Here is a 12,897-nt window from a genome sequence, read left to right as displayed (position 1 = left end):
GGCAGGTCAGCGCAGCGGCGGGCGGTGTGCGACCTGGGCGCGGTCCGCCGCCTGGGCGCCCTCCGTCCAGCCCGCCGCGTCGCGCACGCCGCGCAGGCGGGTCGTGGTCGTCTCGGGGAACATCGAGTCCAGCCGGCCGGTGACCGCCACGTCGCGGGAGGCGAGGACCGGGAGCAGGTCCCCCGTCACCTGGGTCTCGGCGGCTGCCGCCAGGCGGGTGCCGATGCGGTGGGCGTAGGCCGCGAGGAAGGACTGCCGGAACGTCTTGGTGCGCTTGCGGCCGGCCGCGCGCTGGGCGGCCTCCGCCTTCGTCATCGCGGTCGTGGCCTGCACGAGGAGTGAGGTGTAGAGGAGTTCGACCGCTTCCAGGTCGGTTTCGAAGCCGACGACGGTGGAGAAGCCGAAGGGCTCGTTCCACACCGCCCGGCAGTGGTTGGCGGCGGCGACGGTGTCCAGCAGCACCGCCTTGGCCTGCTCGTACGGCGGTTCGACACCGATCCGGCAGGCCCCTGGCATCGCGGGCGAGGGCGCCCGGGCGGCGAGCAGCGCCTCGTCGACACTGTGCCGGGCCATCAGCTCCTGCGCCTTGGCACTGAGCGCCTCGGCCTCCTCCGGGAACCCGGTGGCCTCCGCCTTGGCGAGCAGGGCACGGATGCGGCCGAGCATCCGGGACTCGGTCTTCGGCTCCCCGGGCGACTCGTCGAGGGACTCAAGGACCGGCAGGCGCAGCAGCAGGCGGTACAGCTCCAGCACGGCGGTGCCGTACGAGAAGCGGTCGGTGCGGGGCGGGGCGTCGGCGGGGAGCTCCGCGAGCTGCGCGCTCCAGCGGCGGCCGCGCGGACGGTCGTGCGGCGCCTGCGCGCGGATCAGCGCCGCCACCAGGCGTACGTGTACGTCGTCCAGCTCCCGCCGGACGGTCCGTACGACGTCGGCCGGCTGCCAGCCGCGCCGCCAGGCCGCCGCCACCAACTCCTCACCCCGCCGGGCGAGTTCGGCGTCGGCGGCCGGGTCGGAGGCGAGCAGGGACGCGCCGGTGTCGAGGGCCTTCTCGCTGTTGTCGTACAGGGCGGCCTCGAACGCGCGGTCGACGGTGGTGGACGTACTCACGGGCCGATGGTGCCACGTCGGCGGGAGTGAACGCCGACTGTCAACTCTCGGTTGACACCCTCAGGGGCGCAACCTACGGTTGACACTATGACGACGAACTCCAACATCACGTCATCCGTGCGCCTCGACGACCTCATCGCGGCGATCAAGAAGGTTCACCAGGAACCCCTCGAACAGCTCCAGGACGCGGTGCTCGCCGCCGATCACCTCGGCGAGGTGGCCGACCACCTGATCGGTCACTTCGTGGACCAGGCCCGGCGTTCGGGCGCCTCCTGGACGGACATCGGCAAGAGCATGGGGGTCACCCGGCAGGCCGCGCAGAAGCGCTTCGTGCCGAAGGAGTCGGCGGACCTCGACCCGAGCCAGGGCTTCAACCGCTACACGCCCCGCGCCCGCAACACGGTGATGGCCGCGCACAACGCGGCCAAGACCGCGCGCAACGCCGAGGGCCTGCCCGAGCACCTCGTCCTCGGTCTGCTGGCCGAGCCCGACGGTCTCGCCGCGAAGGCGCTCGTCGAGCAGGGCGTTTCCCTCGACACGGTCCGCGAGGCGGCGACCGCCGCACTGCCGCCGGCCGTCGAGGAGGCCCCGGAGCTCGTGCCGTACGGCCAGGCCGCCAAGAAAGTCCTGGAGCTCACCTTCCGCGAGGCCCTGCGCCTCGGCCACAACTACATCGGCACCGAGCACATCCTGCTCGCCCTGCTGGAGCACGAGAACGGCCAGGGCGTCCTCAGCGGCCTGGGCATCGACAAGGAGCGGACCGAGCAGTACGTCGCCCGCGTGCTGGAGAAGATCGTGCAGGCCCAGAAGGGCGCACTGGACGAGTCCTGACACCGCCCGGCGGCGGCGAGGGGGCGTTGTCAGACCCCCCTGTCACACTCGCAGCATGGCCGACCGGTGGGCTCTCGCTCCGGCCGAGGACGGTGGCGTGGACGTCGCCCCCCTCGGTCCGGACGGGCTGCCCGCCGGGCCGGTGCGGCGGGAGGCGGATCCCGCCGAGGCCGTGCGGAGCCGTCCCGGCGTCACGCGGTGGGTGTGGCGGTCCACCGCCGAGGTCTACCCGCGCCTGCTCGCCACGGGGGTGCGAGTCGAGCGGTGCTACGACATCGAGGCCGCCGAGACGCTCCTCCTCGGCCACGAGGGGCGGTACGGGGAACCTCGCTCGGCCGCGGCCGCCCTGGCCCGGCTGCGCGGCGGCCCCGTACCGCCCGATCCACCGCAGCGCTCGGCCGAACCGGGCTCCCAGTCCTCCCTGTTCGAGCCGCAGGGCGTCCATCTGCCGCTGCCGGACCTCCTCGCGGTCTACGCCGAGCAGCAGCGGCGGCACGAGCGGGCCGAACACCCCGACCGGATGCGCCTGCTGACGGCCGCCGAGTCCGCGGGCATGCTGGTGGCCGCCGAGATGAACCGCGCAGGGCTGCCCTGGCGCGCCGAGGTGCACCGCGCCGTGCTGCACGACCTGCTGGGCGAGCGGTACGCGGGCGGCGGCGAGCCGCGCCGCCTGGCCGAACTCGCCGACGAGGTGTCCGCGGCGTTCGGCCGCCGGGTCCGCCCCGACCTGCCGGCCGACGTGATCAAGGCCTTCGCCCAGGCCGGCATCAAGGTCTCCTCGACCCGCCGCTGGGAGATCGAGTCCGTCGACCACCCGGCCGTGAAGCCCCTGATCGAGTACAAGAAGCTGTACCGCATCTGGGTCGCCCACGGCTGGTCCTGGCTCCAGGACTGGGTGCGCGACGGGCGGTTCCGGCCCGAGTTCCTCGCGGGCGGGACGGTGACCGGGCGCTGGGTGACCAACGGCGGGGGCGGGCTCCAGATCCCCAAGGTGATCCGGCGGGCCGTGGTCGCCGACCCCGGCTGGCGGCTCGTCGTCGCCGACGCCGACCAGATGGAGCCGCGCGTCCTCGCGGCGATCTCCCGCGATCCGGGCCTGATGGAGGTGGCCGGGCGGGAGACCGACCTTTACCAGTCCGTCTCCGACCGCGCGTTCTCCGGTGACCGCGGCCAGGCCAAACTCGCCGTGCTCGGCGCGGTCTACGGCCAGACCTCCGGCGACGGACTGAAGAACCTCGCCGCGCTCAGACGCCGCTTCCCCCGGGCCGTGGCGTACGTCGACGACGCGGCCCGGGCCGGCGAGGAGGGCCGGCTCGTGCGGACGTGGCTCGGCCGAACCTGCCCGCCGGCGGCCCGGGGGACGGACGACGCGACCGAGGAGGCCGGCATCCCGGCCACCGACGAGGAGCAGCCCGACAGTGGCCAGTGGGTCCCCGGGTACGCCTCCACCAACGCCCGCGCCCGCGGCCGGTTCGCCCGTAACTTCGTCGTCCAGGGCAGCGCCGCCGACTGGGCCCTGCTCCTGCTCGCCGCGCTGCGGAGGTCCTGCGCGGGCATGGCGGCCGAGCTGGTCTTCTTCCAGCACGACGAGGTGATCGTGCACTGCCCCGAGGAGGAGACGGCCGCCGTCGTGACGGCGATCCGCGAGGCGGCGGCCCTGGCGGGACGGCTGACCTTCGGTCACACGCCGGTGCGGTTTCCGTTCACGACGGCGGTGGTGGAGTGTTATGCGGATGCCAAGTAGCAGTTCCGGTGCCGTCCGCGTCCCGCTCCCCGGCCAGTTCGCGGGCGAAGTCGCGGACGAGGTCGTGGGGTGCGTAGCGGCCGTAGGCCGGCTCCTGGAGCAGGGCCACGTCGACGAGGCGGTCCAGGGCGGCCTCGGTACGGCGTTCGCCGGTGCCGGTGAGGCGGGCGAGCAGGGGCGCGCCGTAGGTGGGCAGATCGAGCGCGCCGATACGGCGGAGGGCGAGGGCCGCGTCCCGGTCGGCCTCGCGCTCGGAGCCGGCGAGCGCGTCGTGCGCGACGGCCAGGGAGCGGCGCACGCTCAGGTCGTCGTACTCGAGGTGCCGCAACCTCCCCTCCGTCTCGGCCAGTTGCCCGGCGAGGACGTCCGGGGTGAGGGCCTGCCGGGCGGCGAGCCGCGCGGCGACGACACGCAGGGCCAGAGGGAGGCGGCCGGTGAGCTCGACGAGACGGCGGGCGGCGTCCGAACCGTCCAGTCCGTCCCGGCCCGAGGCCGCGACGAGGAGGGCCGCGCTCTCCTCGCTCGACAACGGGCCGAGCGGAAAGCGGGCGACGCCGTCGAGGGCGGTGAGCGGCGAACAGCTGGTGACGATCACCGCGCACCCGGCACCCCCCGGCAGCAACGGCCGTACCTGCGCGGCGCTCGCGGCATCGTCCAGCACCAGGAGCGTGCGGGTCGGCGCGAGCAGCGAGCGCAGCAGAGCGGATGCCGCGTCGGGAAGTTCGGGGGTACGGCAGGGCTCGACGCCGAGGTCACGCAGTAGTGCGGTGAGCGCCTGACCAGGGGTGAGAGGGGTCATGCCGGGGGTCGCACCGCGCAGGTCGAGGTAGAGCTGCCCATCGGGGAAACGTTCCGCCAGCTCGTGCGCGACGTGCAGCGCGAGGGCGCTCTTGCCGACGCCGGGCATGCCACTGATGACGGCGGTGGCGGGGATGACGGGGGTGGCCGGGGCGGACGAGGCGATCGGGGTGGCCGAGGACGCTCCCCGCGTCGTCAGTGTGCGGCGCAAGGAGTCGCGTAGGGCGGCGCGCCCCGTGAAATGCGCCGGGGGCGGGGGAAGTTGAGCAGGCGGCGGCTGAGCGGACGAGGGCGACGCCGCGACGGACGGCGTGGCGCCACGCGCGGCAGAAGCGGCAGAAGCGGCACTTCCGCCACCGAAGCCATCACCGAAGCCGCCTCCCGGACCACCGCCCCCCACGGCCCCCCGCAGCACTTCCACATGCGCCTCCCGCACCCCGGGCCCCGGCTCGATGCCGAGCTGGTCGACCAGCCGGGTGCGCAGCTCGCGGTGGACGGCCAGGGCCTCGGCCTGGCGGCCGGTGCGGTGCAGGGCGAGCATGAGCTGGCGGTGGTACACCTCCCGCAGTGGATACTCGGCGGTCAACGCCGCCAGCTCCGGCACGAGCCCGTCGAGTCGCGGCCCGCCCAGCGCCAACTCGGCGTCGTGGCACCACTCCAGAAGCAGCAGCCGTGCCTCACGCAACCGCCGTGCGAAGGCGTACCCGCCCACTTCGGACGGCAGCCCGGCGAGCGGTGCGCCCCGCCACAGTGCGAGCGCGGCGGCGCACTCCCGCACGACGCGCTCCCACTCCTGCCCTGCGTGCGCGGCACGCGCCGCGGCGACGTGGGCGTCGAACACATGGACGTCCAGTTCGCCCTCGTCGACCCGCAGCACATACCCGGACGGCACGGTCCGCAGCCGCTCGGGATCGTCGAGCAACCGCCGCAACCGGGCTACGTGGTTGTGCAGCGAGGCCTGGGCCGAAACGGGCGGCGCCCCGCTCCACAGCGCGTCCTTGAGCGACTCGACGGAGACGACCCGCCCGGCGTCGAGCAGCAACGCGGCGAGCAGTACGCGGGACTTCGGGCTTGCGACACCCCGGGCTTCGCTCCGGCCGCCGCCGTAGTACAGCACCGGCGGCCCGAGCAGTCCGAACCGCAGTCCGCTCCGCTCACCGGAACCGTCCTCGCTGTCCGAGCAGGCAGATGCCCCCATCGCGCCCCCGTCTCCCCGGGGCAGCGGTTTTCCGCCACCTTCGTCTTCACGTTCTCCGCCGGAACAACCCCCGCACAGGCCGTCATCCCTCATGGTTCGGCGACTTCACGCCAATCGGCAGACGACGCAAAGACGAACCGTTGGCCACATGTTAGCGATCCGTTGGCAAAACCTGATGTGATCACTACGTCGGATCTGGCCCGGCGGCGCGCGCGTCTGGACGCGCAACTCGGGGGAGTGTCGCCGCCGCGGCCGGGTCCGGGTCCCGGTCGGCGGAGGTGAACGGCCGGGGCCCACTCACCCTTTACGACATCCGCCGGCCGGCCTCAGATGACGGGCGGACGCCCCAGCCGGGTGAGCCGCCACACCGTACGCCAGCGCATGGGCCGCCGCTCTCCCGCCGACTCCCGTACACCTTCCACGAATCCGCCGAACCACGCCCGCAGCCCGGCGCCCGACCGGTTCCGCGCCAGGGTGAGCAGCACCCAGACGCCGAGATGGACGGGGACGAGCGCGAGCGGCAGCCGGCGGCGGGCCAGCCAGACCCGGTTGCGGGCGTTCACGCGGTAGTAGATGGCGTGCCGGGCGGGCGAGGTCTTCGGGTGCTGGAGCAGCAGTTCGGGCGCGTACAGGATGCGCCAGCCCGCGTCGGCCGCGCGCCAGGCCAGATCGGTCTCCTCGTGCGCGAAGAAGAACTCGGCGGGCCAGTCGCCGACCTCGTCGAGCATGGCCATCCGCAGCGCGTGCCCGCCGCCGAGGAACCCGGTGACGTACCCGCCCCGCAGAGGGTCCGAGGTGCCGATCCGGGGCACGTGCCGCTGCTGCGTCTCGCCCAGCTCGTCGGCGATGCGGAAGCCGACGATGCCGAGCCGGTCGTCCGCGGCGTAGAGGTCCCGCACGCGGCGCAGCACATCGGCGTCGACGAGCAGACCGTCGTCGTCCAGATCCACCACGACGTCGATGTCGCCGAACTCCCGCAGCCGCGCGAGGGCCGCGTTCCGCCCGCCGGGGCAGCCGAGGTTCTCGTCGAGCTCGACCGGGGTGACCTCGCCGGGCAGCGACAGCCGCCGGGCGAACTCGGGCAGCGGGCAGCCGTTGCCGACGATCACGATCCGCTCGGGCGGCACGTCCTGCTTGGCCACCGACTCCAGTAGCGCGTCGACCTCCTCGGGCCGGTTGCCCATCGTGACCACGGCGACGGCGATCCTGGGCGCCCCCATGTCCTCACCTCATCCCGGTCGGCGGCTGACGGGCGATGCTATCCGTTCACGATGAGGACCCCTTAAATACGCCTGTCGGACAGCGACACGCCTACGCCGTTCAGCCGAGCCGCCACGGGTGCGGCCCGTCCGAACGCCGGCGTCGGACACCTCCAGCGCCGTGGACGCCGGGTCCGTCGCTCTCCGTGCGACGGAGCCAGTCACCGGAATCTTTCGAGCTCGCCACCGTGGAGCGGGGCGGCACCGGAGCAGTCGTCGCCCGCGGCCACGACGTCCTCGTGCCGGTCCGGCGGCCCTGCTCAGCGGGCCGCGCGCTCCTCCAGCCGGTGTCGACCGCCTCGGCCCCGGCCGCCGTCTCCGGCACCGCCGCCGGCCGCGGCGCCGGGCGGGGCGTGCCGTGCGCCGCCATGATCCCGGCGATGACCAGCACCGCCCCGAACGGCTGGTTCCACGTCAGCCGCTCGCCCAGCAGGATCACGCCCGCCGTGACACCGACGACGGGGGTGAGACAGGTGACCGCGGCGGCGTTCACCGCACCCCACGCCTGGACGATGTTGTTGTTCCACAGATAGGCGAGGCCGGTGCTCAGGGCCCCCAGCGCCAGCATGCTCAGCGCGATCGGCGCGTCGATGCGGGGCGTGGGCGCCGCCAGCCAGGGTGTGGCCGCCACCATGGGAAGGGCACACAGCGCACGGACAGACGGGCAGCCGCAGCCACAGCCACAGCCCGGATCCCGGGGGATCCTGCTGCGGGTCACCGCCATGACCGCGCAGAGCGCCGGCGCGCCCAGCACCAGTCGCCCCCACACACCACCTGAGCGGGCGTCAGCCCCTCCAGCGCGACCTTGACGAACAGGAAACTCGAGCCCCACGCGCGCGCCAGCGCGACGAACTGTGCCCCGATGCGCACGCGCAAGCCGACGCACCCCCCTTGACTCGTGTCGGTCCCTACTCCGCGGCGGCCGGAACCGCCGGCGCCGCGATGGGCGCCACCGCGGGCGCCACGATGCGGACGTAGTCCTCTGTGGCCATGACCACCGACCGGTCCAGCCGGCCCGCGTTGAAAGCGATCTCCTCGTGGGCCGCGAGGAACTCCGCGTCCACGACGACGGGCAGCGTCCCGGACAGCGACAGCGGCGGGATGGCGCCGACCACGCAGCCGGTGAGCTGCTCGGCCAGTTCCGACGGGGCGAAGCCGCCCTTCTTGCCCGCGACCGCGGCGACGACCTTCTTCAGGTCCGCGCGCCGGTCGCCCGCCAGCACGGCCAGCACCGCCGGGGACTCGATCCCCTTCACCCGGCACACGAGCGCCTTCGCGCCCTGCGACACGGTCGTGCCGCGCACCGCGGACACCTCCTCGGAGCGTCCTTCGGCCGGGTGCTCGACCACGCGGTAGGTGGCCTTCTCCCGGTCGAGAAGGTCGAGGATCTGCTCAAAGGGACTCAACTGGGGCCTCCCAGGGCCTTGGCGGGCGTACGGCCACGGAACGGGGCCGCGTAGCACCGCTCCAGCCGGCTGACGAAAGTGTCGACGAAGGACGGCGGCGCGTCGGTCCAGGACCGCCAGTCACGCGTCGCCTCCGCAAGGTACGACATGCGCCGCAGGTGCCTCCAAGTCCCGTCACCCGTCGGCGCATCGGGATCCACGGTGAGGTCGACGGGCAGGTGAGCGCGCAGCGCCTTCAGATAGTCGGTCTTCCGCCGAGCCGGCCCGGGCCTTGCTTCGACGTCACCACCTGTCGTTTGTCTCCCACCAGCCCGGTGATCGCTCGGGTAGCTTTTCCGGCGGTGGCTTGAGGGCTCGGGCTTTCAGTGTTGGCGGGGCCTTGACGATTGCTGGCCTTGGTTTGCTCTGAAGCGGCATGCTCCCGACCGGTGACCTCGGCTGGACTGTGCGCTGGGGGCCTTCCTTCGCAGAGCCCTGTTTCCTCTGCGGGGCCGTCCCGCGATCGTTCTGGTGTGTGGACGCGGCCCCGGAAGTTGCTCCCCTGCCGCAGGAGACGCACCGTGCCTTGGCATCGTCCACGGCAACGCCGCAGGGCGTGCAGATCCAGTACGTCGGCGGCTTCTTTTTCGTTTGCTTCACCCCACGAGGCCGACTCGTCACGGGCTTCGTCTCCGCAGACGCGCGCCGCCTCCTGGGGCCGCTCCGTCTGGAGGAGGGTCCTGTCGGCTGGATGACGCGCTCAGCGGCCTTACGCTCCTTGCGCTGCTGTTTGGCCAGAGCCCGAAGCCTCTCCCGCTCGGCTTGTGCAGCTGCGAGTTCCTGCGCGTGCTGGTCGGCCCGATAACAGTGGTAGCAGTAGTCGTAGCCAGGAAACGTTGGACTACTGCACTCAGTAGCGATGCACTCCCCTGCCTGCACACTTATCCCCCCTTTTCGCCCCCTCGCGGCCAGTCCCGGGCGCCGGACAAAGCCGGTGCCGGTCAGTGGCCACCTCGTCGCCGGCACCGCGCAATCGCGGTGACGGCGGCGACTGCCCGCAGGCCGTCAGGACAAGTACAGGCCATTTCCCCAACCGGGGCTACGGGATTCGACAACTTGCTGTTCGTTCGGCCGCCGCCCGCCCAGCCATCGACAGCCAAGACGCCGGCAGCAGTTGCGGAGTGTGGGCCTGTGCAGCCAGACCACGATCAAGAGCGTCCCCGCTCACGCATCGCTCACGCAGGCAAACCCAGGACACTCCGGCCGCGCGCCCCGCCCTACCCCGAGCACCAGAAAACCCCAGGTCAGCGACTACGCGACCTGGGGTTTGATGGAGCCGCCTTCGGGATTCGAACCCGAGACCTACGCATTACGAGTGCGTTGCTCTGGCCATCTGAGCTAAGGCGGCGCGCTGTCCGCACTATGGTGCGATCAGCAACGACGGTAAGTCTACACAGTTTCCGAGGGTGCTCCGCACCAGCCCCGGAGGCAGGCGCTCCGGGGCTGGGCGCCCGGTTAGGAGCAGCGCTTCCCGTCCTTGGGAGGGGTGCCGCCGAGGAGGTACGCGTTGATCGTGCGGTCGATGCACGAGCTGCCGCGGCCGTACGCCGTGTGACCGTCGCCCTCGTAGGTGAGGAGGCGGGCCGAGGAGAGCTGGCCGGCCAGGGCCTGCGCCCAGCGGTAGGGGGTCGCGGGGTCGCGGGTGGTGCCGACCACGACGATGGGGGCGGCGCCCTTGGCCTCGATGCGGTGCGGCTCGCCCGTGGCGTGCACCGGCCAGTACGCGCAGTTCAGGGCGGCCCACGCCAGGCCCTCGCCGAAGACGGGGGACGCCTTCTGGAACTTGGGGAGCGCCCTGCGCGCCTCGTCGGGGGTGTCGAAGGCGGGTGGCAGGTCGAGGCAGTTCACGGCCGCGTTGGCGAACATCAGGTTGCTGTAGCCGCCGTCGGCGTCCCGCTCGTAGTAGCCGTCGGAGAGGGCGAGCAGCCCGGAGCCGTCGTTCTCCTTCATCGCCGACGTCAGCGCCTCGCGCAGCTGCTGCCAGGCGCCCTCGTCGTACATGGCCGCGATCACGCCGGTGGTGGCCAGCGACTCGGTGAGGCGGCGGCCGTCGGCGTCGCCGGTGGCGGCCGGCCGTGCGTCCAGCTTCTCGAAGAACGCCTTCAGGTTCTTGCCGACCTGATCGGGCGAGGTGCCCGCGCCGCCCAGCGGGCAGTCCGCGTGCCGTACGCAGTCCCGCGCGAACGACCGGAACGCCGTCTCGAAGCCCGCCGTCTGTTCGAGGTTCAGCCGCCGCGCGGACAGCGACGGGTCCATCGCGCCGTCCAGCACCAGCCGGCCCGTCCGGTCCGGGAAGAGCCCGGCGTACGTCGCGCCGAGGAAGGTGCCGTAGGAGGCACCCACGTAGTTCAGCTTCTCGTCGCCGAGCACCGCCCGCACGATGTCCATGTCCCGGGCCGCCTCCACCGTGGACACATGGCGCAGCAGCCGGGGCGCGTCCGCGCCGCAGCCCTCGGCGAACGTCCGGTACGCCTCGACCAGCCCGTCGGTCTCCTCGGCGTCGTCGGGCGTGGTGTCTGTCTGCGTGTGCCTGTCCATCTCCGGCCCGTCCAGGCACTCCACGGGCTCGCTGCGGGCCACACCGCGCGGGTCGACCGCCACCATGTCGTAGCGGGCCCGGACCTCGGCCGGGTAGCCGATGCCCGCGTACGCCTGGACGTAGCCGATCGCCGAGCCGCCCGGCCCGCCGGGGTTCACGAGCAGCGAGCCGAGCCGCTCCCCCGGGCCCGTGGCCTTCTTGCGGGAGACGGCGAGCCGGACGTCTCCGGCGGCCGGCTCGGCGTAGTCGAGCGGCGCCTTGATCGTGGCGCACTGGAAGCCGGGGACGCCGCAGCCGCGCCAGGCCGGCTTCTGGTCGTAGTACGACGTGAGTGCCGCGGGGGTGGCCCGCGGCAGCGCGACCAGTGCCGCTTCGTCCGCCGCAGCCGTGGCGGACGTCGTCGAGCTCCCGGAGGAGCAGGCGGAGACGAGCAGCGCGGCCGTGGCGAGGAGGCCGGCCGCGGTGCTGACTGCGCCGCGGGTCCGGCGGTGCGGGCCGCCGGAACGGGAGACGGAGCGGTCGGCGGAGCGGGGAGTGCGCCTTGTGTCCATCCAGCGAGCGTAACTCTGCGCGACGGAACGGATGCCCTGCGTGCGTGTCGTGCCTCGTACGAGTTACAGCGTCAACTCCGCGTCCACCTCGTGTGCGGTGCCGGGCGGACCCTGTCGGCTCAGCCCGCTCTGAGCGCCATCGTCATGGCTTCCACCGCGAGCAGCGGGGCCACGTTCCGGTCGAGGGCGTCGCGGCAGGCGGCGACCGCCTCGATGCGGCGGAGCGTGGACTCCGGGGAGCTGCTGCGGGCGAGGCGCTCCAGGGCGTCCTCGGCGTCGGCGTTGGCGATGGCCACGCGAGAGCCGAGCTGGAGGGCGAGGACGTCGCGGTAGAAGGCCGTGAGGTCGGTCAGGGCGAGGTCGAGGCTGTCACGCTGCGTGCGCGTTCTGCGGCGCTTCTGCTTGTCCTCCAGATCCTTCATCACGCCCGCGGTGCCGCGCGGCATGCGGCCGCCCTGGGCGGCGCCGAGGGCGGCCTTCATCTCCTCGGTCTCCTTGGCGTCCGTCTCCTCCGCGAGCTGCTTGGCGTCCTCGGTGGCCGCGTCGACGAGCTCCTGGGCGGCCTTGAGGGCACTGCCGATCTCGTCGACCCGCAGCGGCAGCCTCAGCACGGCCGCGCGGCGCTCCCGGGCGGCAGGGTCGGTGGCCAGGCGACGGGCCCGGTCGACATGGCCCTGGGTCGCGCGGGCCGCCGCGGCGGCGACGTCCGGCTCGATGCCCTCACGGCGGACGAGCATGTCGGCGATGGCGGCGACCGACGGCGTGCTCAGGTTCAGGTGGCGGCAGCGGGAGCGGATCGTCGGCAGGACGTCCTCGATGGAGGGGGCGCACAGCAGCCAGACCGTGCGGGGGGCGGGCTCCTCCACGGCCTTGAGGACGGCGTTGGCCGACTTCTCGTTCAGCCGCTCGGCGTCCTCGACGAGGATGACCTGCCAGCGGCCGTTCGCCGGTGACGTGAACGACTTGCGGACCGTGTCGCGCATGTCGTCGGCGAGGATCTGTGTGCCGACCGCGGCGACGGTGGTGACGTCGGCGTGCGTGCCGATCAGGGCGGTGTGACATCCGTCGCAGAAGCCGCAGCCCGGGGAGCCGCCGAGGGCCCGGTCCGGGCTGACGCACTGCAGGGCCGCCGCGAACGCCCGCGCCGCCTGGTTCCGCCCGGCCCCGGGCGGGCCCGTGAACAGCCACGCGTGCGTCATCTTCGATGCCTCGGGCGGGGGAGCGTCGGCCGCGGCCGCGGTGACCAGGGCGTCGGCGTCCCGGGCGGCGGCGGCCAGCTGCTCGCTGACCCTCTCCTGCCCGACGAGGTCGTCCCACACGGTCATGGGTCACGCCGCCCTTCCGTCACGTTCCGCGGTACGAGATCCATTGTGGGGGTGACCACTGACAACGCCTGCCGCCACCTGATCTCGCGGGCCGCCCGGG

At 73.1% G+C, this 12,897-nt stretch carries 9 protein-coding genes, 1 tRNA gene and 1 pseudogene; 2 read left to right on the top strand and 9 right to left on the bottom strand.

The window, feature by feature from the left end:
• Positions 1-6: 6 nt before the first annotated feature.
• Positions 7-1,107 (bottom strand): DUF2786 domain-containing protein, encoded by a 1,101-nt coding sequence (locus tag HDA41_RS22390; RefSeq protein ID WP_184986519.1) that lies wholly within the window; start codon positions 1,105-1,107, stop codon positions 7-9.
• 87 nt (positions 1,108-1,194) lie between these two features.
• On the opposite strand from HDA41_RS22390, the gene HDA41_RS22385 reads away from it, so the two are divergent.
• Positions 1,195-1,938 (top strand): Clp protease N-terminal domain-containing protein, encoded by a 744-nt coding sequence (locus HDA41_RS22385; RefSeq protein WP_184986517.1) that lies wholly within the window; start codon positions 1,195-1,197, stop codon positions 1,936-1,938.
• Positions 1,939-1,993: 55 nt separating this feature from the next.
• The gene (locus tag HDA41_RS22380; RefSeq protein WP_184986515.1) at positions 1,994-3,682 is read left to right on the top strand and encodes a bifunctional 3'-5' exonuclease/DNA polymerase; all 1,689 of its coding nucleotides are present in this window, start codon (positions 1,994-1,996) and stop codon (positions 3,680-3,682) included.
• Between the two features lie 16 nt (positions 3,683-3,698).
• Here the strand turns inward: HDA41_RS22380 and HDA41_RS22375 are convergent.
• The 8 genes and pseudogenes from HDA41_RS22375 to HDA41_RS22340 all read right to left on the bottom strand — a co-directional run.
• Positions 3,699-5,678, bottom strand: a pseudogene (locus HDA41_RS22375) (AfsR/SARP family transcriptional regulator); the annotation flags it as partial.
• 326 nt (positions 5,679-6,004) lie between these two features.
• Positions 6,005-6,898 (bottom strand): glycosyltransferase family 2 protein, encoded by an 894-nt coding sequence (locus tag HDA41_RS22370; RefSeq protein WP_184986513.1) that lies wholly within the window; start codon positions 6,896-6,898, stop codon positions 6,005-6,007.
• A gap of 100 nt (positions 6,899-6,998) precedes the next feature.
• On the bottom strand, positions 6,999-7,568 hold the full coding sequence (locus HDA41_RS41440) for a DMT family transporter (RefSeq protein WP_230299454.1): 570 nt from the start codon (positions 7,566-7,568) through the stop codon (positions 6,999-7,001).
• Between the two features lie 277 nt (positions 7,569-7,845).
• Positions 7,846-8,343: a YbaK/EbsC family protein gene (locus HDA41_RS22360; RefSeq protein ID WP_184986511.1), complete on the bottom strand. Its 498-nt coding sequence runs from the start codon at positions 8,341-8,343 to the stop codon at positions 7,846-7,848.
• A complete protein-coding gene (locus HDA41_RS22355) occupies positions 8,340-8,492 on the bottom strand; it encodes a hypothetical protein (RefSeq protein WP_184986510.1) in 153 nt (50 codons plus the stop codon). The genes HDA41_RS22360 and HDA41_RS22355 overlap by 4 nt, the downstream gene beginning before the upstream one ends.
• A gap of 1,161 nt (positions 8,493-9,653) precedes the next feature.
• Positions 9,654-9,730, bottom strand: a tRNA-Thr gene (locus HDA41_RS22350).
• Positions 9,731-9,837: 107 nt separating this feature from the next.
• Positions 9,838-11,472, bottom strand: a complete 1,635-nt coding sequence (locus HDA41_RS22345) for an alpha/beta hydrolase (RefSeq protein ID WP_184986508.1) — start codon at positions 11,470-11,472, stop codon at positions 9,838-9,840.
• Between the two features lie 119 nt (positions 11,473-11,591).
• On the bottom strand, positions 11,592-12,797 hold the full coding sequence (locus HDA41_RS22340) for a DNA polymerase III subunit delta' (RefSeq protein WP_184986506.1): 1,206 nt from the start codon (positions 12,795-12,797) through the stop codon (positions 11,592-11,594).
• Positions 12,798-12,897: the final 100 nt, after the last annotated feature.

It is taken from the genome of Streptomyces caelestis, assembly GCF_014205255.1.
Taxonomy (GTDB): domain Bacteria; phylum Actinomycetota; class Actinomycetes; order Streptomycetales; family Streptomycetaceae; genus Streptomyces; species Streptomyces caelestis.
Note: the sequence above shows the minus strand (reverse complement) of the source record. Positions and strands in the feature narration are given on the sequence as shown.